Origin of the sequence: Pseudomonas sp. rhizo66 (genome assembly GCF_031931925.1) — a bacterium.
In the GTDB taxonomy this organism is placed as follows: Bacteria; Pseudomonadota; Gammaproteobacteria; order Pseudomonadales; family Pseudomonadaceae; genus Aquipseudomonas.
The window spans coordinates 56,246-81,688 of record NZ_JAUJWZ010000003.1; the positions used below are offsets into that span (position 1 = coordinate 56,246).

The 25,443-nt window shown below is 59.6% G+C and carries 22 protein-coding genes and 2 tRNA genes; 19 read left to right on the forward strand and 5 right to left on the reverse strand.

What is annotated here, in order from left to right:
- Nucleotides 1–898 precede the first annotated feature (898 nt).
- Both QZR14_RS04520 and QZR14_RS04525 read left to right on the forward strand, forming a co-directional pair.
- Nucleotides 899–1,393 (forward strand): LEA type 2 family protein, encoded by a 495-nt coding sequence (locus QZR14_RS04520; RefSeq protein WP_311995990.1) that lies wholly within the window; start codon nucleotides 899–901, stop codon nucleotides 1,391–1,393.
- Entirely contained in the window at nucleotides 1,390–1,593 is a 204-nt protein-coding gene (locus QZR14_RS04525) for an SEC-C metal-binding domain-containing protein (protein ID WP_003198420.1), read from the forward strand. The genes QZR14_RS04520 and QZR14_RS04525 overlap by 4 nt, the downstream gene beginning before the upstream one ends.
- A 184-nt stretch (nucleotides 1,594–1,777) precedes the next feature.
- Here QZR14_RS04525 and QZR14_RS04530 read toward each other — a convergent pair whose 3' ends face one another.
- The gene (locus tag QZR14_RS04530) at nucleotides 1,778–2,335 is read right to left on the reverse strand and encodes a cysteine hydrolase family protein (RefSeq protein ID WP_311995991.1); all 558 of its coding nucleotides are present in this window, start codon (nucleotides 2,333–2,335) and stop codon (nucleotides 1,778–1,780) included.
- A 190-nt stretch (nucleotides 2,336–2,525) separates the two neighbouring features.
- On the opposite strand from QZR14_RS04530, the gene QZR14_RS04535 reads away from it, so the two are divergent.
- The 10 genes from QZR14_RS04535 (at nucleotide 2,526) to pdeM (ending at nucleotide 15,930) form a co-directional block, all read left to right on the forward strand.
- A complete protein-coding gene (locus QZR14_RS04535) occupies nucleotides 2,526–4,976 on the forward strand; it encodes a penicillin acylase family protein (RefSeq protein ID WP_311995992.1) in 2,451 nt (816 codons plus the stop codon).
- 460 nt (nucleotides 4,977–5,436) lie between these two features.
- Nucleotides 5,437–6,471: a ligase-associated DNA damage response exonuclease gene (locus QZR14_RS04540; protein WP_311995993.1), complete on the forward strand. Its 1,035-nt coding sequence runs from the start codon at nucleotides 5,437–5,439 to the stop codon at nucleotides 6,469–6,471.
- Nucleotides 6,468–8,156 (forward strand): ATP-dependent DNA ligase, encoded by a 1,689-nt coding sequence (locus QZR14_RS04545; protein WP_311995994.1) that lies wholly within the window; start codon nucleotides 6,468–6,470, stop codon nucleotides 8,154–8,156. Before QZR14_RS04540 ends, QZR14_RS04545 begins: the two co-directional genes overlap by 4 nt.
- Before the next feature lie 257 nt (nucleotides 8,157–8,413).
- Complete coding sequence (locus QZR14_RS04550) at nucleotides 8,414–9,196, forward strand: transporter substrate-binding domain-containing protein (protein WP_007918608.1); 783 nt, start codon at nucleotides 8,414–8,416, stop codon at nucleotides 9,194–9,196.
- Between the two features lie 56 nt (nucleotides 9,197–9,252).
- The gene (locus QZR14_RS04555; RefSeq protein WP_250603231.1) at nucleotides 9,253–9,981 is read left to right on the forward strand and encodes an ABC transporter permease; all 729 of its coding nucleotides are present in this window, start codon (nucleotides 9,253–9,255) and stop codon (nucleotides 9,979–9,981) included.
- On the forward strand, nucleotides 9,978–10,688 hold the full coding sequence (locus tag QZR14_RS04560; RefSeq protein WP_007918610.1) for an ABC transporter permease: 711 nt from the start codon (nucleotides 9,978–9,980) through the stop codon (nucleotides 10,686–10,688). The genes QZR14_RS04555 and QZR14_RS04560 overlap by 4 nt, the downstream gene beginning before the upstream one ends.
- A 13-nt stretch (nucleotides 10,689–10,701) precedes the next feature.
- Nucleotides 10,702–11,820 (forward strand): succinylglutamate desuccinylase/aspartoacylase family protein, encoded by a 1,119-nt coding sequence (locus tag QZR14_RS04565; RefSeq protein WP_311995995.1) that lies wholly within the window; start codon nucleotides 10,702–10,704, stop codon nucleotides 11,818–11,820.
- Between the two features lie 13 nt (nucleotides 11,821–11,833).
- Nucleotides 11,834–12,598, forward strand: a complete 765-nt coding sequence (locus QZR14_RS04570) for an ABC transporter ATP-binding protein (RefSeq protein WP_007918612.1) — start codon at nucleotides 11,834–11,836, stop codon at nucleotides 12,596–12,598.
- Nucleotides 12,599–12,787: 189 nt separating this feature from the next.
- The gene (locus QZR14_RS04575) at nucleotides 12,788–15,277 is read left to right on the forward strand and encodes a ligase-associated DNA damage response DEXH box helicase (protein WP_311995996.1); all 2,490 of its coding nucleotides are present in this window, start codon (nucleotides 12,788–12,790) and stop codon (nucleotides 15,275–15,277) included.
- Nucleotides 15,274–15,930 carry a ligase-associated DNA damage response endonuclease PdeM gene (pdeM, locus tag QZR14_RS04580; protein WP_311995997.1) on the forward strand — a complete coding sequence of 219 codons (657 nt, stop codon included), beginning with the start codon at nucleotides 15,274–15,276 and terminating at the stop codon, nucleotides 15,928–15,930. The genes QZR14_RS04575 and pdeM overlap by 4 nt, the downstream gene beginning before the upstream one ends.
- A gap of 46 nt (nucleotides 15,931–15,976) precedes the next feature.
- Here pdeM and QZR14_RS04585 read toward each other — a convergent pair whose 3' ends face one another.
- Together QZR14_RS04585 and dcd are read right to left on the reverse strand one after the other, a co-directional pair.
- Nucleotides 15,977–16,186 (reverse strand): hypothetical protein, encoded by a 210-nt coding sequence (locus QZR14_RS04585; RefSeq protein ID WP_007918615.1) that lies wholly within the window; start codon nucleotides 16,184–16,186, stop codon nucleotides 15,977–15,979.
- A gap of 107 nt (nucleotides 16,187–16,293) precedes the next feature.
- Nucleotides 16,294–16,860 carry a dCTP deaminase gene (gene dcd / locus QZR14_RS04590; protein WP_093436360.1) on the reverse strand — a complete coding sequence of 189 codons (567 nt, stop codon included), beginning with the start codon at nucleotides 16,858–16,860 and terminating at the stop codon, nucleotides 16,294–16,296.
- A gap of 354 nt (nucleotides 16,861–17,214) precedes the next feature.
- Here dcd and QZR14_RS04595 point away from each other — a divergent pair, with 354 nt between their 5' ends.
- Complete coding sequence (locus QZR14_RS04595; RefSeq protein ID WP_002554837.1) at nucleotides 17,215–17,424, forward strand: cold-shock protein; 210 nt, start codon at nucleotides 17,215–17,217, stop codon at nucleotides 17,422–17,424.
- A gap of 163 nt (nucleotides 17,425–17,587) precedes the next feature.
- Here the strand turns inward: QZR14_RS04595 and QZR14_RS04600 are convergent, their stop codons facing one another.
- A complete protein-coding gene (locus QZR14_RS04600) occupies nucleotides 17,588–18,595 on the reverse strand; it encodes a DUF481 domain-containing protein (RefSeq protein WP_250603223.1) in 1,008 nt (335 codons plus the stop codon).
- 164 nt (nucleotides 18,596–18,759) lie between these two features.
- Between QZR14_RS04600 and QZR14_RS04605 the strand changes: the two genes are divergently transcribed.
- The 4 genes from QZR14_RS04605 (at nucleotide 18,760) to QZR14_RS04620 (ending at nucleotide 23,532) form a co-directional block, all read left to right on the forward strand.
- Nucleotides 18,760–19,113, forward strand: coding sequence for an MGMT family protein (locus QZR14_RS04605; RefSeq protein ID WP_311995998.1), 354 nt, complete (start codon nucleotides 18,760–18,762; stop codon nucleotides 19,111–19,113).
- 43 nt (nucleotides 19,114–19,156) lie between these two features.
- Nucleotides 19,157–20,716: an AmpG family muropeptide MFS transporter gene (locus QZR14_RS04610; protein ID WP_311995999.1), complete on the forward strand. Its 1,560-nt coding sequence runs from the start codon at nucleotides 19,157–19,159 to the stop codon at nucleotides 20,714–20,716.
- Between the two features lie 129 nt (nucleotides 20,717–20,845).
- The gene (locus QZR14_RS04615) at nucleotides 20,846–22,561 is read left to right on the forward strand and encodes a proline--tRNA ligase (RefSeq protein ID WP_250604204.1); all 1,716 of its coding nucleotides are present in this window, start codon (nucleotides 20,846–20,848) and stop codon (nucleotides 22,559–22,561) included.
- Nucleotides 22,562–22,578: 17 nt separating this feature from the next.
- Complete coding sequence (locus QZR14_RS04620) at nucleotides 22,579–23,532, forward strand: hypothetical protein (protein WP_311996000.1); 954 nt, start codon at nucleotides 22,579–22,581, stop codon at nucleotides 23,530–23,532.
- A 126-nt stretch (nucleotides 23,533–23,658) separates the two neighbouring features.
- Here the strand turns inward: QZR14_RS04620 and dinB are convergent, their stop codons facing one another.
- Nucleotides 23,659–24,720 (reverse strand): DNA polymerase IV, encoded by a 1,062-nt coding sequence (gene dinB, locus QZR14_RS04625; RefSeq protein ID WP_311996001.1) that lies wholly within the window; start codon nucleotides 24,718–24,720, stop codon nucleotides 23,659–23,661.
- Nucleotides 24,721–25,000: 280 nt separating this feature from the next.
- On the opposite strand from dinB, the gene QZR14_RS04630 reads away from it, so the two are divergent.
- A tRNA-Met gene (locus QZR14_RS04630) sits at nucleotides 25,001–25,077 on the forward strand.
- Nucleotides 25,078–25,298: 221 nt separating this feature from the next.
- Nucleotides 25,299–25,375 (forward strand) — tRNA-Met (locus QZR14_RS04635).
- The last annotated feature ends 68 nt before the right edge of the window (nucleotides 25,376–25,443 follow it).

Genomic DNA, 25,443 nt, shown 5'->3' on the forward strand with positions numbered 1-25,443 from the left:
GTTGTAGGCGCTGTTTAGCGCGGTATTGGGCTTTCGTGCAGCGTTCGCCACATGTCTGCTTAGTTGATCGCTGGGTAATCATTGGTGCGTTACAGACCACGCAGGGCCTTACTGCCGTTACTGCCATTAATGGGCTCCGGGAAGAATTGGTATGTTTGAAATGTCCGCGTAAGCGAGGGCAAAGCATAAGAAAGCCGGAACTATGTCCGGCTATTGAATGAATTGATCATTCCAAGATTTACATGAGTGTTTCGAAATTAGTTATCCATGCCGGCTATGAAGGCTACCCGTAGGATTGACGGGTCGAGGAAGGATCTAAAACTTCCTCTCAGCTGAACTCCCTTAGGAGCAGTCCAGCTAGTTGTGACAAGTATCGGCCCGCCCACTTGTCGAGAACGTGACAGGACTAAAGGGTTCCTTGGCCTACAGAAAAACCGAACTCGGTAAGTTGCCGGTTCGGTTTAAGTGTTCTGAATTTGGAGTAGAACAGAGAGCGAATAAATTTACTGTCTCTGTATACTAATTATACCACGGAACTTGGAAATTGCAATCTATCACTAAGCAAAACACGTGCCAATGTCGATTTCGTACTTATGTTTGGCGCTTTTGCCCTATGGATTCTCCATTCAACGTGACATGGTAGAGGCAGCACCACGTGACCACCTACCGGCTATGCTCGCATCCTAAGCCCAGCGGCTACCGTGGCAGTCCTAGCGTCATGTAGTGAATTGTTGCAACACATCAAGAAGTGCTGTGCGGGGTATTTCGGCGCTTGAGGTTGAAGATCAAAAGATCGCAGCCTGCGGCAGCTCCTACACAGTATTTGCGTTTCCCCTGTAGGAGCTGCCGCAGGCTGCGATCTTTTAGCGTCTAGACTGGCACCAAAGGGAGTTAAACCATGCTCGGTCGTCGGCGCACCTGCCAATGCTTCATTCTGATGCTGATGCTCAATCTCGGCGGTTGCGCGTCGTGGTTCAGCGATGACAGCGTCGATCCCGCCGTGCATCTGGTGAAAGTCGAAGTGGTGCGCGCCAAGCTGCTCGAACAGAAATTCATTCTGCACTTTCGCGTCGATAACCCCAATGACAGCGACCTGACCGTACGCGGCATCGAATACCGTATTCACTTGGCTGAGATGCTGCTTGCCGAAGGTGAGCATGAACACTGGTTCACCGTCGGGCCGAAACGCAGTGCGTATTTCAAGGTGCCGATCCGCACTAACCTGTGGCCTCGGGTAAAAGACGTGGTGAAAATGCTGAAAAGCTCGACCCAGCAGATTCCCTATCGTTTGCAGGGTGAGATGGAAACCGGTTTATTCATCGCCCACTACGTGCACCTTGAGCGCAATGGCGTGATAATCCCCGCCGATTTAATTCCGGAGCAACACCGATGACCCAGCAACCTCATGTCCATGGCCCTGACTGCAACCACGATCATGACCATCATCACGACCATGACCACGGCCACGTGCACGGCCCGAACTGCGGCCACGCCCACCAGGAGCCGGTGCGCAACGCCCTGAAAGACGTCGGCCGCAACGACCCGTGCCCATGCGGCAACGGCAAGAAATTCAAGAAGTGCCACGGCGCTTGATGCCTGGGGCGAAGAACTTCTTCGCCTGACCTGCCGCCTTCGCGAGCAGGCTCGCTCCCACAGTTAATCGAATTTCTTCAGTTGGAATGCAATCCTGCAGTTGACCGGGTTTCTTCAACTGGAATGCGATCCATTGTGGGAGCGAGCCTGCTCGCGAAGGGGCCGGCACATACGGCAAAAATTTTCAGCCGGCCACCAGAATCTGCGCAGAGCTGACCACCGTCGCATACTCCCCGTGCAAATTCCCCAGCGACATCCCGTGCACGTCTTCAGCCGTACGCAATGTGCCGAAATAGTCGGCCTTGTCGAAGGTGAAGCACGCATCCTCCGCCACCCACGCCGCAAACCCCAGATTGCCCGCCGTGCGCGCTGTCGACTCCACTGAGTTATTGGTCGCCACACCGACGATGACCAACTGCCCGATTCCCGCCTGACGCAAGCGCATCTCGAGGCCGGTGGCACAAAACGCATCCGGCACCTGCTTCTGAATCAGCCATTCGCCATCCTGCGGCAAAAATCTCTCTTGAAACTCCACCCCTTCCTGCTCAGGCCAAAACACCGAACCCGGCTCGCGCGACAGGTGCTGCACATGAATCACCGGCCTTGCAGTACGCCGCCATAACCCCAGCAGATCAAGGATTCGCTGTTCAGCCTGAGGATTATTCCTTCGCCCTAAACGCGGCTGCAGAATGCCTTTTTGCTGGTCGATGATGATCAGTGCGGCGCTGGCCTGAAGCTCCATGGCATTTTTCTCATACGGGGTTCATTGAGTTTTGCGCAGTTCAGCATCCCCCCCTCCAGCCATGCAAGGCATATCCAATGCGCACAGGTCGATCAGCGGGAAGAAATAAGCGCTCGCCCCGCTTGCGCGGCACCCTCCTGCTCACTAACGTAGCGCCTTTACTGACGCTACCCCCCGCAGGAGCTTTGCCATGGCCTCGCCAGCCCTCACACATTTTCTTCCCCGGTTCGGCGTTGCCGCAGCAGTGGCCGGTGTTTTGAGCCTGTCCGGTTGCCAGACCTGGAATGCTCAGGACACTCTCCCGCCGACCTCCGGCGTGCAACCGCTCAAGGGCCTGGCGCAGAACGTGTCGGTACGTCGCAATGCCATGGGCATGCCGCTGATCGAGAGCAACACGTTCCATGACGCACTGTTCAGCCTCGGTTACGTCCACGCCAGCGATCGCATCAATCAGATGGTGACCTTGCGCCTGTTGGCCCAGGGCCGGCTTGCGGAAATGTCCGGCGCGTCGATGCTCGATGCCGACCGCTACATGCGCGCGGTCAATCTGAAGAAAAGCGCCGGCGAGCTGTACAAGGCTTCGTCGCCGCGTCTCAAGCGCTTCTTTGAAGTCTATGCGCGGGGCGTCAACGCCTACCTGTTCCGCTACGCCGACAAACTGCCGGGCGACCTCGCCTCCAGCGGCTACAAGCCGGAATACTGGAAACCGGAAGATTCGGCGCTGATTTTTGCTCTGTTGAATTTCAGCCAGTCGGCCAACCTGCCGGAAGAGATTTCCTCGCTGGTGCTCGCACAAACCGTCACCACCGACAAACTCGCCTGGCTGACCCCGTCCGCGCCTGACGAGAACCTGCCGCTGGCTGAGGCCGACAAACTGCAAGGGCTCAAACTCAACGGGCAGATCCCGGGGCTGACCGAGCTGAGCAACGCCAGCCAGCAACTGTCGACGCTGAATCTGCTCGGCACCACGTCTTCGAACAACTGGGCGATCGCCCCGCAACGCAGCCGCAGCGGCAAGAGCCTGCTGGCCAGCGACGCCCATGGGCCGCTGGCCGCTCCGTCGCTGTGGAGCTTCGTACAAATCCGCGCACCGAAATATCAAGCCGCCGGTGTCACCGTGGCCGGTCTGCCGCTGGTCCTCGGTGGTTTCAACGGCAAAGTCGCCTGGAGCATGACCAGCGTACTTGGCGACAACCAGGATCTATTCCTGGAAAAAATCCGTCGCCAAGGCAGCAGCCTGACCTACGAGGTCAATGGCAAATGGCAGCCGCTGGGCGTGCGCAACGAAACCTACTTCGTCAAAGGCCAGCGGCCGATTCGCGAAGCGGTGTACGAAACCCGCCATGGCGCACTGCTCAACAGTGCTCAGGCAGCGGCGCAGGGCAACGGTTTCGGTCTGGCCTTGCAGACGCCGAGCTTCACTGATGACAAGTCGCTGGATGCGTTTTTTGATCTGACCCGCGCGCAAACCGTCGAGCGCGCCTCCGACGCCAGCCGCGAGATCCGCGCCATCGCCCTGAATCTGGTGTTCGCCGATGCGAGCAACATCGGCTGGCAGGTCACCGGCCGTTTCCCCAACCGCCGTGAAGGCGAAGGCTTGTTGCCGTCGCCGGGCTGGGAAGGTCGCTATGACTGGGACGGTTACGCCGACCCGATGCTCCACCCTTACGATCAGGATCCGGCGCAAGGCTGGCTCGGCACCGCCAACCAGCGCGTGATTCCACACGGTTACGGCATGCAACTGTCGAACTCCTGGGCGGCGCCGGAACGTGGCGAGCGCCTGGCGGAACTGGCCGGCAGCGCCAAGCACGACAGCCGCAGCGTGATCGCCATGCAATACGACCAGACCACCACCTTCGCCGCCAAGTTGAAGAAAGTCTTCGAAGCACCGGGCATGAAGCAGCCGCTGAAACAGGCTATCGATGCCCTGCCAGAAGCGGACCGCAGCAAGGCGCGCGAAGCGTTCACGCGGTTGATGGCGTTCGACGGCAAGCTCAGCCCGACCTCGGCGGACGCGGCGATTTACGAACTGTTCCTGCAAGAAAGCATGAAACAGATCTTCCTCGACGAACTCGGCCCGGCATCCAGCCCGGCGTGGAAAGCGTTTATCGCCAATGGCGATTTGTCCTACGCAGCGCAGGCTGACCATTTGTTGGGACGCGAGGACAGCCCGTTCTGGGATGACCTGCGCACGCCGCAGAAAGAAGACAAAGCGGTGATTCTCGCGCGCAGCCTCGCTGCTGCGATCAGCGCGGGCGACAGCCAGTTGGGCGGCGATCACCGCGTCTGGCAGTGGGGCAAGCTGCACAGCTATGCCTGGAAGAACAGCAATGGCCAGACCGTGCGCGGACCTCTGGCGGCCGGCGGCGATCACACCACGCTGAACACGTCGGCATTTGCCTGGGGTCAGGATTTCACCACGACGCGTGCGCCGTCGATGCGTTTCATCGTCGACTTCGGCCAGGCCGAACCGCTGATGGGCCAGAACGGTACGGGGCAGTCGGGTAATCCGGTGAGTCCGAATTACCTCAATGGCATCGATGCGTGGCTGAAGGGGCAGTACATCGGTTTGCCGATGCAGCCGCAGAACTTTGACCGGGTGTACGGCAAGACCCGCCTGACCCTTACTCCTGGCAAATAAGCTGTACATCAAAAGCCCCTCACCCTAACCCTCTCCCATAGGGAGAGGGGACTGATTGGGGGTTGCTGGAGATATACGCCGACCTGAACGGGCGGCGCCGAATCCGGAATCAGCTCGGTTGGTGTGGTGCCGAATCCTGAGTTAAGTCGGTTCGTGCTCTGCCGAATCTTGAGTTAAGTCGGTTCGTGCTCTGCCGAATCCTCAGTTAAGTCGGTTCGTGCTCTGCCGAATCTTGAGTTAAGTCGGTTCGTGCTCTGCCGAATCCTCAGTTAAGTCGGTTCGTGCTCTGCCGAATCCATAATCGACTCGGTCTTTCAGGTCGATGTAGCTCGCCCGACACCTCGGTCGGCCCCCTCTCCCTCCGGGAGAGGGCTGGGGTGAGGGTTGCTCTTCAAAGTCGATAGAACTTCCGGACTCGCGCCAGCCTCATAGCTAACAAGCCCCCCATTCAGGTAACGACATGGACCTTGTTATCGCGCGCCCCGAAGGTCTCTATTGCCCCGCCGGGGATTTCTATATCGACCCTTGGCGCCCCGTCGAGCGCTCGGTGATCACCCATGCCCATGGCGATCATGCCCGTACCGGCAACCAGCATTACCTGGCCAGCAGCGCCAGCGAAGGGATTTTGCGCGCGCGTCTGGGGCAGGACATCAACCTGCAAACCCTCGCCTACGGCCAGCGCCTGACGCACCACGGTGTCACCCTGAGTTTTCACCCCGCCGGCCATGTGCTCGGTTCAGCACAAGTGCGTCTGGAATACGGCGGCGAAGTCTGGGTCGCGTCGGGCGATTACAAGATCGAACCCGACGGCACCTGCGCTCCGTTCGAACCGGTGCGCTGCCACACCTTCATCACCGAATCGACCTTCGGCTTGCCGATTTATCGCTGGCAGCCACAGGGGCAGGTGTTCAGCGAGATCAACCAGTGGTGGGCGGCCAATATCGCGGCCGGCAAGGCCAGTGTGTTGTTCTGTTATTCGTTCGGCAAGGCCCAGCGGATTCTCCACGGCATCGATGAAACCCTCGGCCCGATCCTCAGCCACGGTGCGGTCGAGCCGCTGAACCGGGTCTACCGCGACGCCGGGGTGTATCTGCCGCCGACGATCTACGCCGGGGACGTGAAAAAAAGCGACCCGATCATGCGCCAGGCCCTGGTCATTGCCCCGCCTTCTGCTGGAGGCAGCAATTGGATGCGCCGTTTTGGCGAATACAGCGATGCATTTGCCAGCGGCTGGATGCGTCTGCGTGGCACGCGCCGGCGGCGTGGCGTCGATCGCGGTTTCGTGCTCTCCGATCACGCCGACTGGCCCGGCTTGCTTTGGGCTATCGAGCAGACCGGCGCGGAACGCGTCATGGTCACCCACGGCTCGATCGGCGTACTGGTGCGGCATCTGCGCGAACAGGGTCTGGATGCCCAGGGGTTCAACACCGAATACGGCGATGACGAAGAAGAAAACCTCGCCACCGAACCGACCATCGCCGAGACGCCCGCATGAAAGCATTCGCCGAGCTGTACGCCGAACTCGACGCAACGACATCGAGCAACGCCAAACTGGCGGCGATGCAGGCCTACTTCGCCCAAGCCGAACCCCATGACGCCGCGTGGGCGGTGTACTTCCTGTCCGGGGGCCGGCCCCGGCAACTGGTGCCAGTGAGAATCCTGCGCGAACTCGCCGTCGAGGTCTCCGGTCTGCAACCGTGGTTGTTTGAAGAGAGCTATCAATCGGTCGGTGACCTGGCGGAAACCATTTCCCTAATACTCGCGGAAAACCCGCACAGTTCCGACGCCGGCCTTGCCGAATGGATTGAAGACAAACTGCTGCCGCTGCGCGGTGAAACCCCGGAATACCTGAGCCGACAACTGCCCGCCCTGTGGGCGCAACTCGATCGCCCGAGCCTGATGCTGTGCATCAAATTGATCACCGGCAGTTTCCGCGTTGGCGTGTCGAAACTGCTGGTCACCCGTGCGTTGGCGTCGATGGCCGGGCTGGACAGCAAGCGTGTGGCGCAGCGTCTCGTGGGTTATACCGATCTCTCGAACCGGCCGAGCGCCGCCAGCTACCTGAAGCTGATTGCCCCCGAATCCAGCGATGAACATGCCCAGCGTGGCGGTCAGCCCTACCCGTTTTTCCTCGCCCATGCCTTGTCGCAACCGGTGGAAGACTTCGAAACGCTGATCGGCCCGGCCAGCGATTGGCAGATTGAGTGGAAATGGGATGGCATCCGCGCACAAGTGGTCAAGCGTGAAGGCCGGCTGTGGATCTGGTCGCGGGGCGAAGAACTTGTGACCGAGCGCTTTCCCGAACTTGAGGTACTGGTACACGGTTTACCCGACGGCACGGTGATCGACGGCGAAATCGTCGTGTGGAAAAGCACCCATCCCCGCACTGCAGACGCTTTCGATCCGCAATCGACCGAGCCTCCAGCGGTGCAACCTTTCGCCCTGCTGCAACAACGCATCGGCCGCAAAACCCTCGACAAGAAAATCCTCGAAGACGTGCCGGTGGTGGTGCTCGCCTACGACTTGCTGGAATGGCAGGGTGAAGACTGGCGCAACCAGCCGCAAGCCAAGCGCCGCGCGCAATTGGAAGAGGTTATCGCGCGCTGTAACAGCCCGGTACTTTTACCTTCGCCCGTGCTGACCGGCAGCGACTGGTTCGACCTCGCCCGTCAGCGCGAAGCCTCTCGGCGACTCGGTGTAGAGGGCATGATGCTCAAGGCGCGCGACGCGTTGTATGGCGTCGGACGGACCAAAGACATGGGCGTGTGGTGGAAGTGGAAAGTCGATCCGTTCAGTGTCGATGCGGTGCTGATTTACGCGCAGCGCGGTCACGGTCGCCGGGCCAGTCTGTACAGCGATTACACCTTTGCCGTGTGGGACGGCCCGCCCGAGTCCAGCCAGCGTTCGCTGGTGCCGTTCGCCAAGGCCTACTCGGGGCTGACCGATGAGGAGATGCGCCAGGTCGACAGTATTGTGCGCAAGACCACTGTGGAGAAGTTCGGCCCGGTCAGCAGTGTGAAACCGAGCCTGGTATTCGAACTGGGTTTCGAAGGTATTGCCCTGTCGCGGCGGCACAAGAGCGGGATTGCCGTGCGTTTTCCGAGGATGCTGCGCTGGCGCCAGGATAAAAGCGTCGACGAAGCGGACAGCCTGGCCACTTTGCAAGACTTGCTGGCCTGACCCCCTTTCCCGGGACAACAATCGATTATTTGATCATTCCCACGCTCTGCGTGGGAACGATCGGCCACAAATCAGTGCACGCTTTCTGCGATGCCCAATTCCGGGCATTCAATCGCCCTCGCCCCTCCCCGCCCAACCTTTTAAAACACTTGTTCGGGACTCTGGTTCGGAAATTGCTACTTTCTATAGGTCGTACGCGTTCCAGTAACAATAATTCTGCGCCACAAGCGCTCATATTGGTTCTTAGGGATTGAATAATGAAAAAAGCATTGCTGACCCTTTCTGCACTGGCGTTGTGCATGGCCGCTGGCTCCGCGCTGGCCAAGGAATACAAAGAGCTGCGCTTTGGCGTTGACCCTTCGTACGCACCGTTCGAGTCGAAAGCGGCTGACGGCAGCCTGGTGGGCTTCGACATCGACCTGGGCAACGCGATCTGCGCCGAACTCAAGGTCAAGTGCAAGTGGGTCGAAAGTGACTTCGACGGCATGATTCCGGGCCTCAAGGCCAATAAATTCGACGGCGTGATCTCGTCGATGACCGTGACCCCGGCCCGCGAAAAAGTCATCGACTTCTCCAGCGAGCTGTTCTCCGGCCCGACCGCTTACGTGTTCAAGAAAGGTTCCGGTATCACCGCAGACGTCGCGTCCCTGAAAGGCAAAACCGTCGGTTACGAGCAAGGCACCATTCAGGAAGCCTACGCCAAAGCCGTGCTGGACAAGGCCGGCGTGAAAACCCAGGCCTATCAGAACCAGGATCAGGTGTACTCCGACCTGACCTCCGGCCGTCTCGACGCCGGCATTCAGGACATGCTGCAAGCCGAACTGGGCTTTTTGAAGTCGCCCCAGGGCGCCGACTATGACGTCAGCAAGCCGGTCGACAGCGAATTGCTGCCAGCCAAAACCGCTGTCGGTATTAAGAAAGGTAACACTGAGCTGAAAGCGCTTTTAGATAAAGGTATCAAAGCGTTACACGATGACGGCAAATACGCCGAGATTCAAAAGAAACACTTTGGCGATCTGAATCTGTACAGCGGTAAATAATGCCCCGGCGCCCATCCTCGATGGGCGCCTTTTCCATCCGCTCAGGTTGCTGATTTATGTTCGAAAACCTCTTACAAAATCTGGGGCTCTCCGCCTTCAGCCTCAAGGGTTTTGGCCCGTTGCTGTTGGAAGGCACCTGGATGACCATCAAATTGTCGGCGTTGTCGCTGCTGGTGGCCGTGTTGCTCGGCCTGCTCGGCGCCAGTGCCAAGCTGTCAAAAGTCAAACTGGTGCGCCTGCCCGCGCAGCTCTACACCACGCTGATTCGCGGGGTGCCGGATCTGGTGCTGATGCTGCTGATCTTCTACAGCCTGCAAACCTGGCTGACGTCTCTGACCGATTACCTGGAATGGGAATACATCGAAATCGACCCGTTCAGCGCCGGGGTGCTGACCCTGGGCTTCATTTATGGCGCGTATTTCACCGAAACCTTCCGTGGCGCGATTCTCGCCGTGCCGCGCGGTCAGGTCGAAGCCGCCACCGCGTATGGCCTCAAACGCGGCCAGCGCTTTCGCTTCGTGGTATTCCCGCAAATGATGCGTTTCGCCCTGCCGGGCATCGGCAACAACTGGATGGTGATGCTCAAGGCCACCGCGCTGGTGTCGATCATCGGCCTCGCCGACCTGGTCAAAGCCGCGCAGGACGCCGGTAAAAGCACCTATCAACTGTTCTACTTCCTGGTTCTCGCCGCGTTGATCTATCTGCTGATCACCAGTGCCTCGAACGTCATCCTGCGCTGGCTCGAACGCCGCTACGCCGCCGGTGCCCGGGAGGCCGTACGATGATCGAACTTCTGCAGGAATACTGGCGCGCCTTCCTCTATACCGACGGCCAGAACATCACCGGGCTGGCGATGACAATGTGGCTGCTCAGCGCCTCGATCTTCTTCGGTTTCCTCGTCTCGATTCCGCTGTCGATCGCGCGGGTTTCGCCGCACTTCTACATCCGCTGGCCGGTGCAGTTCTACACCTACCTGTTCCGTGGCACGCCGTTGTATATCCAGCTGTTGATCTGCTACACCGGGATCTACAGCCTCGCCGCCGTGCGGGCGCAGCCGCTGCTCGACAGTTTCTTTCGCGATGCAATGAACTGCACGATCCTCGCCTTTGCGCTGAACACTTGCGCCTACACCACGGAGATTTTCGCCGGGGCGATCCGCAGCATGAACCACGGCGAAGTCGAAGCGGCCAAGGCCTACGGTCTGACCGGCTGGAAGCTGTATGCCTACGTGATCATGCCCTCGGCATTGCGCCGTTCGTTGCCGTATTACAGCAACGAAGTGATCCTGATGCTGCACTCGACCACCGTGGCCTTCACCGCGACCATCCCCGACATCCTGAAAGTTGCCCGGGACGCCAACTCGGCGACCTTCCTGACCTTTCAGTCGTTCGGCATCGCCGCGCTGATCTACCTGACCATTACCTTTGCGCTGGTCGGCCTGTTCCGCCTTGCCGAACGCCGATGGCTAGCCTTCCTCGGCCCGACTCACTAGGACACCACAGCAAATGCGCCACCTGATTCATGACTTGCTGGCCCCGCTGCCGGGGACCGCACGACAGATCCACAGCTTCCACTTCGGCCCGGAGCAGGCCAAGGGCAAGGTCTACATTCAGTCCTCGCTGCACGCCGATGAATTACCCGGCATGCTGGTGGCCTGGCACCTCAAGCAGCGTCTGGCCGAGCTGGAAGCGGCCGGGCGCCTGCGCAGCCAGATCGTGCTGGTGCCGGTGGCCAACCCGGTCGGCCTCGAACAAGTGCTGATGGACGTGCCGCTGGGCCGCTACGAACTGGAGAGCGGGCAGAACTTCAACCGCTGGTTCGTCGACCTCAGCGAAGAAATCGGCAACGCAATCGAGGGCAAGCTGAACGACGATCCGCAGCACAACCTCGAACTGATCCGCACGCACCTGCGCGACGCCCTCGCCCGCCAGACCGCCAGCACGCAACTGCAATCCCAGCGTCTGACCCTGCAACGGCTGGCCTGCGACGCTGACATGGTGCTCGACCTGCATTGCGATTTCGAATCGGTGGTGCACCTCTACACCACGCCCGAAGCATGGCCGCAGGTCGAACCGCTGGCGCGCTACATCGAAGCACAGGCGAGCCTGCTCGCCACCGACTCCGGCGGTCAGTCGTTCGACGAATGCTTCACCCTGCTGTGGTGGCAATTGAAGGAACGCTTCGGCGAACACTTCGAGATTCCGCTGGGCAGTTTCTCGGTGACCGTCGAGTTGCGCGGCCAGGGTGACGTTACCCATCCGCTGGCCAGTCGCGACTGCCAGGCGCTGATCGATTACCTGATCCAGTCCGATGCGATTGTCGGCGAGACCAAACCGCAACCGCCGTTGCCGTTCCCCGCCACGCCGCTGGCCGGTGTGGAACCGGTGACCACCCCGGTCGGTGGTCTGCTGGTGTACACCGCCACGGCGGGGCAATACCTCGAAGCCGGACAACAGATCGCTGAAGTCATCGACCCGATCCACGACCGGGTCACCCCCGTTCATTGCACCAGCGCCGGCGTGATGTACGCCCGTTCGCTGCGACGCATGGCCACTGCCGGCATGGTCATCGCCCACGTTGCGGGCGCTGAAGCCTATCGCAGCGGCTACCTACTTTCGCCTTGAGGATGTCTGTCCCATGTACAAACTGACCGTTGAAGGCCTGCACAAAAGCTATGGCGACCATCAGGTGCTCAAAGGCGTTTCGCTCAAGGCCAAGACAGGCGACGTGATCAGCCTGATCGGCGCCAGCGGCTCGGGCAAAAGCACCTTTTTGCGCTGCATCAACTTTCTCGAACAACCCAACGACGGCGCCATGAGCCTCGATGGCCAGGCGATCCGCATGGTCACCGACCGTCACGGCATGCACGTCGCCGACGCCGATGAACTGCAACGCCTGCGCACGCGCCTGGCGATGGTGTTCCAGCATTTCAACCTGTGGAGCCACATGACCGTGCTGGAAAACATCACCATGGCCCCGCGCCGGGTGCTGGGTTGCAGCAAACAGGAAGCCGACGACCGTGCACGGCGTTATCTGGACAAGGTGGGCCTGCCGGCGCGGGTCGCGGATCAATACCCGGCATTTCTCTCCGGCGGTCAGCAACAGCGCGTGGCGATTGCCCGGGCGCTGGCGATGGAGCCGGAGGTGATGCTGTTCGATGAACCGACTTCGGCGCTTGATCCGGAACTGGTGGGCGAAGTGCTGAAGGTGATTCAGGGGCTCGCCGAAGAAGGCCGAACCATGATCATGGTGACCCATGAGATGAGCTTCGCCCGCAAAGTCTCCAGCCAGGTGTTGTTCCTGCACCAAGGCCTGGTGGAAGAAGAAGGTGCGCCCGAAGAAGTGCTGGGCAACCCGAAAAGCGAACGCCTGAAACAATTCCTCAGCGGCAACCTGAAATAACGCCGCGGTGCGGCTCATGTAGGAGCTGCCGAAGGCTGCGATCTTTTGATCTTGTTTTGTAGAGATCAAGATCAAGATCAAGATCAAAAGATCGCAGCCTTCGGCAGCTCCTACACGGTCACCCTGATTAAACCTTTCGCCCACTGATGTGGTCTCTGGAAGAACCCCTCCAGAGCGCGCGCAGCCCGCATGGCGAAATCCTCCGACCTGGCAAAAGTCTGGTTCAGCGCCCGCAACTGGAAGCCGTTCGCCTTTCAGAAACAGGTCTGGACAGCGGTCAAAAACGGCGAATCCGGCTTGCTCCACGCCAGCACTGGTGCCGGTAAAACCTATGCAGTGTGGTTCGCCGCGCTCAATCGCTTTGCCAAACCCGCCGCTGTCGTTGAAAGCCCACGCAAGCGCAAACCACCGGCCGAACCGCTGACCGTCTTGTGGATAACGCCCATGCGCGCCCTCGCCGCCGACACCGCGCGCGCCCTGCAAACCCCGGTCGATGACCTGCAGATCCCGTGGAGCATCGGCCTGCGCACCGGCGACACCAGCAGCAGCGAGCGCGCCCGGCAGAGCCGGCGCCTGCCGACCACACTGATCACCACCCCGGAAAGCCTGACCCTGCTGCTCGCCCGTGCCGATGCACAGGTGGCGCTGTCGAGCCTGCGCATGATCGTCGTCGATGAATGGCACGAATTGCTCGGCAACAAGCGCGGCGTGCAATTGCAATTGGCCCTGGCCCGTCTGCGGCATTGGCAACCCGAGCTGATTGTCTGGGGAGTGTCGGCCACCCTCGGTAACCAATCCCACGCCGAGCAAGTGCTGATCCCACAGGGCGGCGGCATAAGTATTCAGGGGCAAAGCGAAAAGTCGCTGAAGGTCGACACCCTCCTCCCACCGGCCATCGAGCGTTTTCCATGGGCCGGGCACATCGGTCTGAAGATGCTGCCGCAGGTCGTTGCTGAACTGGATGCCTGCGCCAGTACCTTGGTCTTCACCAATACCCGGGCGCAATCGGAAATCTGGTATCAGGCACTGCTGGAGGCACGGCCCGACTGGGCCGGGTTGATCGCCTTGCATCACAGCTCCCTGTCTCGCGATACCCGTGACTGGGTCGAGCAGGCCTTGAAAGACGGGCACCTCAAAGCCGTGGTTTGCACTTCGAGCCTGGATTTGGGCGTGGATTTCCTGCCGGTCGAGCGCGTGCTGCAAATCGGCTCGGCCAAAGGTGTCGCACGCCTGATGCAACGGGCCGGACGCTCGGGCCATGCACCGGGGCGCACGTCGCGGGTGACGCTGGTGCCGACTCACAGCCTTGAACTGATCGAAGCCGCCGCCGCCCGTGATGCCGTCGAACAACGGCGCATCGAGCCACGCCAGTCACCGCACAAACCGCTGGATGTGCTGGTCCAGCATTTGGTCAGCATGGCCCTCAGTGGCGGATTTTTACCCGATGAGTTGTACGAAGAAGTCCGCGGCGCCTGGGCCTATCGCGACCTGACACCCGCCGATTGGCGCTGGGCGCTGGCTTTCGTACGCCATGGTGGGATGTCTCTGACAGCCTACCCGGATTACCGCCGGGTCGAACCAGACGAGCACGGCGTCTGGCGGGTGCCGGATGCGCGCTTGGCCCGACGCCATCGCATGAGCATCGGCACCATCGTCAGCGACGCGAGCATCCATCTGAAATTCTGGAGCAAGGGCGGCGGTGGCAAACAGTTGGGCAGTGTCGAGGAAGGTTTTATCGCGCGGCTCAAACCCGGTGACGGTTTTCTCTTCGCCGGGCGTTTGCTGGAGTTGGTGCGGGTGGAAAACATGACCGCTTACGTCAAACGCAGCACCGCGAAAAAAGCCGCCGTACCGCGCTGGAATGGTGGGCGGATGCCACTTTCCAATGAATTGGCCGAAGCCGTGGTCAGGCGCTTCAGTGCGGCGGCGCAGGGTGAGTTTGTTGGCCCGGAAATGCACGCACTGCGGCCGTTACTGGAAACGCAGATGCGCTGGTCTGGCTTGCCCACCGCCGAAAACCTGTTGGCCGAAGTGCTGAAATCCCGCGAAGGCTGGCACCTGTTCCTCTACCCGTTTGCCGGGCGCCAGGTGCATCTGGGGCTGGCGAGCCTGCTGGCGTGGCGTGTCAGCCAGCGCCAGCCCGTCACATTCTCGATTGCGGTGAATGACTACGGTCTGGAATTGCTCAGCGCTACGCCGATCGACTGGGCCGAGTATTTGAATGCAGATCTGTTCAATGCCGATGATTTATTAGCGGACGTTCTGGCCAGTCTGAACGCAGGCGAACTGGCCTTGCGCCGTTTTCGCGAGATCGCGCGGATTGCCGGGTTGGTCTTCGCCGGTTACCCCGGTGCGCCGAAAAGTACCCGGCAGGTACAGGCCTCCAGCGGCTTGTTCTTCGAAGTGTTCAAACAATACGACGCCGACAACCTGTTGCTGGCCCAGGCCGGGGAAGAAGTCTTACGGGAAGAATTGGATATTCAACGTCTGGAACAGACACTGGAGCACATCAACCGGATGAAACTCGACGTCCATCAGATAAAGCGTCCTACACCACTGGGGTTTCCACTGCTGGTGGAACGCATGCGCGAAAGCATGAGTTCAGAGAAACTGGCCGACCGCATCAGACGCATGGTCGGTGACCTGGAAAAATCCGCCGACACAGGTAAATCCCGATGAGCGCGCCCTACCCGTTGCGCCTCGCGGGCGAAGACCTCTGGTTGCTGCCGGAGAAGGCGCTGTATTGGCCCGCACAACAGGCCTTGCTGATTGCCGATGTGCACTTCGGCAAAGCCGCCGCTTACCGCAGCCTCGGTCAACCGGTCCCGCAAGGCACGACGGCGAGCAACATCGCGGTGATTGATCGATTGCTGGCGAGACTGCCCTGTCGGCAACTGATCTTCCTCGGCGATTTTCTCCACGGCCCCGGCTCCCATGCATCGGGCACGCTAAACGCGCTGGCGCAATGGCGCGCGCGCCACGCCGAGCTGCCGATGACACTGATCCGTGGCAATCACGACAAACGGGCGGGCGATCCGCCTGAGTCGCTGAACATCCGCGTCGTGCCCGAACCGCTGCTGATCGGGCCATTCGCCCTGCAACATGAACCGGACCCGCACCCTGAACGACACGTACTGGCCGGTCATGTGCATCCGGTCTATCGGCTGCATGGCAAGGGCCGGCAAAGCTTGCGTCTGGCGTGTTTCAGGCTCAGCGAACGCATCAGCCTGTTGCCGGCCTTTGGCGCGTTTACCGGGGGCTATCCGGTCGACAAGGAAGATAGCTGCAGGATTTTCGTCATCGGTGACAACGAAATATGGCCAGTCAGTTGAAGTCTCTGCAGACCTCATCTGACTGGCCATTCATTTTCAATGCAGATCAGGCAACCGGTGCCGGTGGCGGCTCGTCCGGAAGGGTTGGTTCGCCCGGCTCGGTCGGTTGTTCGTTGGGGGTATCGGGATCGGGCTGTCCGGGAATTCCGCCGGCCATGCTCAGTGGCGGATGCGCCAACAAGGACCAGGCCAATACGCCAATCTGATTGGGCTCGAGCCTTGCCAGTTCGGCAGTGATTTGCGGATCGATCTTCATAGGGTACTCCTCGGCGAAGGCCCGTTTTGCCGAAAGCAAAAACGGGCAGTACACCCCATAGAGTGTCTGCCCGCCAAAGAATTCCCGCGATCTGTCGGATGGACGGATCAGGTGCGCGGCAAGGTCACGCCACGCTGGCCCTGGTACTTGCCGCCGCGATCCTTGTAGGACACTTCGCATTCCTCGTCGGATTCAAGGAAGAGCATCTGCGCCACGCCTTCGTTGGCGTAAATTTTCGCCGGCAGATTGGTGGTGTTGGAGAATTCCAGCGTCACGTGACCTTCCCACTCAGGCTCGAGCGGCGTGACGTTAACGATGATGCCGCAGCGCGCGTAGGTGCTTTTACCCAGGCAGATGGTCAGCACATTGCGTGGAATACGGAAATATTCGACGGTGCTGGCCAGGGCGAAGGAGTTCGGCGGAATGATGCAGACGTCGCTGTGGACGTCGACGAAGCTGCCCGGGTCGAAGTTTTTCGGGTCGACGATGGACGAGTTGATGTTGGTGAACACCTTGAAGTGGTTGGTGCAGCGCACGTCGTAGCCGTAGCTCGACACACCGTAGGAGATCACTCGGCTGTCATCGCTGCCGCGCATCTGGCGCTCGACGAACGGCTCGATCATGCCCTGTTCCTGCGCCATGCGGCGAATCCACTTGTCCGATTTGATGCTCATGGCGGGGTGTCCTGAATAGCGAGGTGGAAAAATTCTGTCCGGCATCTTACCGGGCGCGCCGCCGGGTTCAAAGTGCGGTCTGCAATTCTCGCCGAACACCCATGAAATACGGGCTTTGGCGACGAACCGTCACACCGCCGATCCCGAAAACAGAGAAACCTTCGCAAGAAGCATTGGCACTTCTCGGAAACTGGGTTAAGGTGGCGTCACTGTGTTGCTTGTGTCACTGAGAATCTCTACACGATATGTTGAATTTCGATCCAACCATCTACAAGAATTTTTCCTGCTCTTTGCACTCAGTCTCGGCCAGGGTTCTTCCTGAGTCGCAGTTATCTTTGTTCAAGGAGTTACACCATGTCTAATCGCCAAACCGGTACCGTTAAGTGGTTCAACGATGAAAAAGGCTTCGGCTTCATCACTCCACAATCCGGTGACGACCTGTTCGTTCACTTCAAAGCTATCCAATCCGACGGCTTCAAAAGCCTGAAAGAAGGCCAACAGGTTTCTTTCATCGCTACCCGCGGTCAGAAAGGCATGCAAGCTGAAGAAGTACAAGTTATCTAACTTGTAGCTTCTTTAGAAAAGAGCCCCGCCCTTAAAAGCGGGGCTTTTTTGTGGGCGTCTGTTTTCCGGGCGCAAAAAAAGATCGCAGCCTTCGGCAGCTCCTACAGGATGCACATCAATCCTCTGTAGGAGCTGCCGAAGGCTGCGATCTTTTGCTTGTGCCCTACCAGGCCACGCCAAACCCGGCGGTATAGCGAGTCTTGTTCAAGTCCGCATCATTGGTGCCGCTGATGATATCGCGCTCGGCCTTGAGGTTGAGCGAGGCCCAATCAGTGACCTTGTAGCGCAGCCCCAACTCAGCATCCAGCGCATAATCGGCGACGCCCGACAGCGGCTTGCCCACCTCACCGTTAGTGAAGAACTCGACCTTCTTGCCAATCAGGTAACGGTTGTAATCCCACTTCATAGCGACAGAATAGAAGTTGTCCTTGCTGCCATCGCGATATTCGTAGTCGGTGCGGTTGAGCAGCGAGCCGAGCGAGAACGCGCCCAACTCATCATCCCAGAACTGGTAGCCAGGACCGGTACCAACCACGCGCTGACGTGCCAGCTCTTCGACGTGATCACGCTTGTAGTTCAGACGGCCCTGCCAGAACCATTGATCAGTCAGGAAGCGGTCGAGTGCGTATTCAGCGCGCCAGTTGTTGGTGGTGGTTTCGTCGTCTTGTACTTCGCGGTTGTATTCACCTTCGGCGGTGTGGCGCCAGCGACCATGACGTGCCGTGGTCTTGAAGCCGACATCGTAGTCATCGGTGTCTTTCTCGGCGCGCTGATAATCCAGGGCCAGGTCGACGTTGCCCTTCCAGACCAGATCTTCGACCACCGGTTTCGGTTTGAGAATCTGCTGAATGCTCGCCAGTTCGACGGTTTTCGGCGCCTCGCCATTGGCGAGGGTGACCTTGCCATCTTCAGCGGCGGTCAGCGACTTGGACACTTCACCGGTGTAGGCGTCCTGCTTGACCAACAAGTGCTGATCGCTGTCCAGAGTCTTGACCTCTTTCCAGTCAATCGTGACCGCACCGGCGTACTTGGTCTGGATCAACAGCTTGCCGCCGTCGAACACGGTGATGGTGCCGCTCAACTTGTCACCATTCTTCAACCAGACGGTGTCGGCAAGCAGGGGCGTGGACGCGCTGAAAACAGCAAGGCACAGCAAGGATCTGGAAAACATAAGCGAATCGGAGGCTCAAGTTTGCGAAAAAGGTCGGCATTATCCGTAGGAATAAGACCCTGACAAGGACTGACCGGACGATTTCCGATGAGTTCATTTCTCAATTGCGCGATCACCGATTACTCTGAAAGCCATCAAACTGTTCATGCTCAGGAACCGCGTACGTGACAGACCCGCTCGCCAGCGTTGAAAACGATGCGCAAATCCGACGCACGGCGCTCTACTCGACGCTCGCCCAAGTGCCCGAAGGCAAAGTCGTCAGCTATGGTCAGTTAGCAGAGCTGGCCGGGCTGGGGCGCGCCGCCCGCTGGGTCGGCCGCACCCTGAGTCAGTTGCCCGGCGATACAAAGCTGCCCTGGCACCGTGTGCTGGGCGCCGGCGGTCGGATCAGCCTGCCGGTGGGCAGCCCGTCCGGCGATGAACAACGGGCCCGATTGCGCCTGGAAGGCATCACCGTCCGGAACAATCGTGTGGATATTCAGCGCCATGGCTGGCGTCCGGTAGAGCACAGCGGTTAGAGTGCGCGCTTTGTTTCCGCAATCTTGAGGCAGACTTCAGCCCATGCCCCGTAAAACCTGGCGCGCCGCGCTAGCCGCTTATGCCAGTCCTTCGACGCTCGTGCTGTTGTTGCTCGGTTTTGCCGCCGGCCTGCCGTACATGCTGGTGTTCTCTACGCTTTCCGTCTGGCTGCGTGAAGCCGGTGTCGCCCGCGAAACCATCGGCTACGCCAGCCTGATCGGCCTGGCCTACGCGTTCAAGTGGGTCTGGTCACCGCTGCTCGACCAATGGCGCCTGCCCTTGCTGGGCAAGCTTGGCCGTCGCCGTTCGTGGCTGGTGCTCTCACAGGCGCTGGTGATCCTCGGCCTGATCGGCATGGGTTTCTGTGATCCGCAGAAGCATCTGTCCTGGCTGATCGCCATTGCCGTTGTCGTTGCCTTCGCCTCCGCCACCCAGGACATCGCGGTGGACGCGTATCGCCTGGAAATCGCCGAAGACAACCGCCAGGCTGCGCTCGCCGCCAGCTATATGTCCGGGTATCGCGTAGCGGCGCTGCTGGCCACCGCCGGCGCCTTGTTCTTCGCTGAGGGCTTCGGGTCTACCGGGTTCAATTACAAGCACTCGGCCTGGGCCGGCACGTACGCGCTGTTCGGCGCACTAATGATTCCCGCCCTGCTGACCACGCTGCTCATGCGCGAGCCGCCGGTGCCGCTGCGCACACAGTTGCAGGCCGGTCGCTATACATTCATGCACCAGTTGATGTCGGTGTTCGTGCTGATTGTGTTGCTGGTCTCGGTACCGGCGATGTTCACCCAGCTCTACAACACGGATTTCGCCAGCGTGCTGTTCGGCGACATGAGCCCGCTCGACCTGCTGCTCGAAGACCGCGCATTCCTGCGCGCCATTCTCTATACGCTGCTCACCGGTCTGTGCCTGTCGACCATGGGTCGTCGCGGCCTCGCACCGGTACTGACGCCAGTCAACGACTTCATTCTGCGCTATCGCTGGCAGGCGCTGCTGTTGCTCGGTCTGATCGCCACCTATCGAATGTCGGACACGGTGATGGGCGTCATGGCCAACGTGTTCTACATCGACCAGGGTTTTACCAAGGACCAGATTGCCAGTGTCAGCAAGATCTTCGGCCTGATCATGACGCTGGTCGGCGCCGGCATGGGCGGCCTGTTGATCGTGCGTTTTGGCATTCTGCCGATTCTGTTCATTGGCGGCGCAGCCTCGGCAGCCACCAACCTGCTGTTCGTCATGCTCGCCGACATGGGCCCGAACTTGCAGATGCTGATGGTGACCATCTCCCTCGACAACTTCAGCTCGGGCCTGGCGACATCGGCGTTCGTTGCCTATCTGTCGAGCCTGACCAACCTGAAGTTCTCGGCCACGCAATACGCGCTGCTCAGCTCGATCATGCTGCTGTTGCCGCGCCTGATGGGCGGCTATTCCGGGGTCCTGGTGGAGAAGTTCGGTTACCACAGTTTCTTCCTGATCACCGCCCTGCTCGGCGTGCCGACGCTGGTGCTGATCGCCCTGCACTGGTTCCAGGAGAGCCGCCGCGAAGGCCCGACACCAAAACCCGAGCCTGTGCCGACACCGGTCGCAGAAGAATCGTAAGACGTTTCGCCAACGGCGGGAGGAATCCCGCCGTTGGACCCCACCACCGGCCGCATGCCTGTACGTCAGCAAAACTCGCCGGTACACTGCTCCGTCATTTCCAGTCATAGCAACCGACAACGGCCAACCATGCGCACCAGTCAATTTTTGCTCGCCACACAGAAAGAAACGCCTTCCGATGCGGTCGTGATCAGCCACCAGCTGATGCTGCGCGCCGGCATGATCCGCAAACTCGCCTCGGGCCTGTACACCTGGCTGCCGATGGGCTTGCGAGTTATGCGCAAGGTGGAAGCCATCGTTCGCGAAGAGATGAACGCTGCCGGTTCTCTGGAAGTGTTGATGCCGAGCACCCAACCGGCCGAGCTGTGGCAGGAATCGGGGCGCTGGGACGAATACGGCCCTGAGTTGCTGCGCATCAAAGACCGCCACGGTCGCGACTTCTGCGCGGGCCCGACCCACGAAGAAGTGATCACCGATCTGATGCGCAACGAGTTGAGCAGCTACAAACAGCTGCCAATCAACCTCTACCAGATCCAGACCAAATTCCGTGACGAAATCCGTCCACGCTTCGGTTTGATGCGCGGTCGCGAATTCATCATGAAGGATGCGTACTCCTTCCACGCTGACCAAGCGTCGCTGCAGATCACCTATGACCGCATGCATGAAGCCTACTGCAACATCTTCACGCGTCTGGGTCTGAAATTCCGTCCGGTTGAAGCCGACAACGGCTCGATCGGTGGCGCTGGCTCCCACGAATTCCACGTACTGGCCGAGTCCGGCGAAGACGACATCGTTTTCAGTAACGGTTCCGACTACGCGGCGAACATCGAAAAAGCCGAAGCGGTGCCACGCGAAACTTCGCGTCCTGCTCCGACCGAAGAGCTGCGTCTGGTCGACACGCCAGACACCAAAACCATCGCGGCGCTGGTGGAAAAATTCAATCTGCCGATTGAAAAGACCATCAAGACCCTGATCGTGCGCGCCGAAGAAGAAGGCAAGCTGATCGCACTGGTCATCCGTGGCGACCACGAACTCAACGAAATCAAGGCTGCCCAGCAACCTGGCGTGGCCAGCCCGCTGGTCATGGCCACCGATGCCGAACTGCGTGACGCCATCGGCGCCGGCGCCGGCTCGCTCGGCCCGCTGAACCTGCCGCTGCCAATCATCATTGACCGTTCGGTCGAACTGATGAGCGACTTCGGTATCGGCGCGAACATCGACGACAAGCACTACTTCGGCGTGAACTGGGAGCGTGATCTGCCGGTTCCGACCGTGGCTGACCTGCGTAACGTGGTCGCCGGTGACCCAAGCCCGGACGGTAAAGGCACTCTGGAAATCAAACGCGGCATCGAAGTCGGACACATCTTCCAGCTGGGCAACAAGTACAGCAAGGCGATGAAGTGCGAAGTGCTGGGCGAGAACGGCAAGCCGGTGACCCTGGAAATGGGCTGCTACGGCATTGGCGTTTCCCGCGTGGTCGCCGCTGCCATCGAGCAGAACAACGACGAAAACGGCATCATCTGGAGCGACACGCTGGCGCCGTTCCAGATCGCTCTGGTACCGCTGCGCTATGAAACCGAGCAGGTGCGCGAAGCCACCGACAAGCTGTACGCCGAACTGACGGCCGCCGGTTTCGAAGTGCTGCTGGATGATCGCGACAAGAAAACCAGCCCGGGCATCAAGTTCGCGGACATGGAGCTGATCGGCATTCCACACCGGATCGTGGTCAGCGACCGCGGCCTCGCCGAAGGCAACCTGGAATACAAGAGCCGTACCGAAGGCGAGGCGCAAGCGCTGCCGGTGGCCGACGTATTGTCCTTCCTTCAGGCCCGTATCCGCCGCTGAAACCAGATAGAGACGTCATGTTCAAGCGAAACACCTTAGGCCTCGGTGGCGCCGCCCTGTGCGGTGCCCTGCTGGTCAGCGGCTGTGCCAATCACATGTCACAACGCAGCGAGCACGAAGAGCGGGTCGAGCGAAAGCTGCTCGACCACAGCCTGCAGATCGATGTCGGTGAGCCTAAGGCGCTTGAGCTGCCGCAGCGACGCGTGAAGATCAACGAACAAAAGACTTTTGAAGTCACCGAGTTCGAAGTGACACGTCGCTACGATCGCTACACGCCTTACCAGCCTTGGCGGGAGATCTACGAGATCCCGCTGGGCGCGGTAGCCGTGGCCGGAGGCATCGGCGCCAACGTGGTCAATGTGTTCGCCCTCGGCAACTTGCCGGACAGCATCACCAGAGACTGGCTGAGCTATGGCTTTGCCGGACTCAACCCGTTCATGAACGCGCAGTCCAACGGTCGTGCGCAACAGAACCTGGCCGGCATCGATGAAGTCCAGCGCGACAAGCGCACGGAGTATTCGAGCCTGCCGTGGAGCGAGCGGCCGGTGCAGGTCAAGGCTGGCAAGCAGACCTTCGACATGACCACCGATCGTAACGGTGTGCTGCGTCTGAACCTGCTCGACAGTCCGTTCGCCGAGAATGACCTCAATCACGTCGGCAAACTGCAGATCAGCGTCGAAGACGCCAAGGATGACGTGCACTCTGACTCATCACTGGTGATCAGCAGCCATCTGCGCGGCAAGTTGCTGGAAGCACACGGGCTGATTTACGACGATCTGGAAGACGACGAAGTGAGCCAGTGGGTACACCGGGTCAAACGTCTGTCGGAACTGGGTCTGGAAGAAGAAGCCAGCGAGCTGGAACAAAGCCTGATCGAACTGACGCGCAACGATCCTGAGTTGCAGACCGAGTTTCTCAAGTCGTTGACCAAGGATGCCGGGCGACTGGTCGCGGATCCGGGACCGAATTAACAGCTGAAAGCATCGCGGGCAAGCCCGCTCCCACAAGGTTTCGGGTGTTCACACATTTTGTGCATCACTATAGAACCCTGTGGGAGCGGGCTTGCCCGCGATGGCAATCTCGAATTCACCGAAAAATTACCGCTCAAACAGCTCCATCTGCTCAAACCCACCCCGCAAATCCTCCAGCCGCACCCCAACCCCCAACAACCGCACCGGTTTCCCGCCGCGATTGAAAGCCTGCGTCAGCATCAACTGATAACTGCCCAGATCCCGCCCTGCCCCGGCCTGCTCCAAGGTGGTTTGGGTAAAGTCATGGAATTTCACTTTGACGAACGGCTTGCCCGGCCGATAACTGCTGTCGATCCGCGCCATGCGGGTTTTCAGGGTTTCCAGCAGCTCGGGTAATTTATCCAGGCAACTGCGCAAGTCCGGCAGGTCAACGTCGTAGGTATTTTCCACGCTGATTGACTGACGCCGACTGTCGTTATGCACCAACCGATCATCGATCCCACGGGCCAGACTCCACAGTCGCTCGCCAAAACTGCCGAATTCGCGCACCAGCGCCAGTTTGTCCCACTCACGCAAGTGCTGACAGTCGACGATGCCGAGCTTGCCGAGCTTGTCAGCGGTGACCTTGCCGACGCCGTGCAACTTGCTCACCGGCAAACCGCTGACAAAGCCCTCGACCTGATCCGGGGTAATCACGAACAAGCCATTGGGCTTCTTCCAGTCGCTGGCGATCTTCGCCAGAAACTTGTTCGGCGCTACGCCAGCGGAAACGGTGATGTGCAATTGATTGGAAACGCGGCGGCGGATGTCCTGGGCGATGCGTGTGGCGCTGCCACCAAAATGCGCACTGTCCGATACATCCAGATAAGCCTCATCCAGCGACAACGGCTCGATCAGGTCGGTGTAATCGGCAAAAATCGTATGAATCTCTTTCGAAGCCTCGCGATACGCATCCATACGCGGCTTGACGATGGTCAGGTCCGGGCACAGTTTCAAGGCATGCCCCGACGCCATCGCCGAACGCACGCCGTACGCGCGCGCTTCATAGTTACAGGTGGCGATCACCCCGCGCCGGTCCGCCGAACCACCCACTGCCAACGGCTTGCCGGCCAGACGCGGGTCATCGCGCATCTCGATGGCGGCGTAGAAACAATCGCAGTCGATGTGGATGATTTTTCGCTGGGTCATGTCAGAAAAGGAAACGTGGCGAACCGGATGGGCAGTATCTCACTGACACCTGTATATAGCACCAGTGGTATGAATGTTCTTTCCAGACGGTAGGAAATGTCTTTTGAATTTACTTTATCAATCGACGAGCGACCTCCAATAGAGCTGAAAGCCTTGCGCCACCTGCCCTGCCGCGGGAAAAACGCCCGACAAAAAGCGCTAACCGATTGAACCTCAACAGATTTTATCCGGATTGCGGGTTGACACCCCGGCGTTCCTCTGTAGAATGCCGACACACAGACGCGGGATGGAGCAGTCTGGTAGCTCGTCGGGCTCATAACCCGAAGGTCGTCGGTTCAAATCCGGCTCCCGCAACCAAACATCAAAAAAGGCTACTCGAAAGAGTGGCCTTTTTTGTGCGCGTCTGTTTTTCAGGTCTCCCCTCTTGGCGAGAGCAAACCGCCAAACAGGAATTCGTTGCGTTTCCGAAACTTAACGCGCTGCCTGCGACCGTTTGACGCGATTGCACACTTATTTGACCCTTTACGGGATTAGCGGTTGACACCTCGCCGTTCGCCTGTAGAATGCCGCCACACAGACGCGGGATGGAGCAGTCTGGTAGCTCGTCGGGCTCATAACCCGAAGGTCGTCGGTTCAAATCCGGCTCCCGCAACCAAACATCAAAAAAGGCTACTCGAAAGAGTGGCCTTTTTTGTATCTGTTGAAAAAGTCCTTTCGCAACAA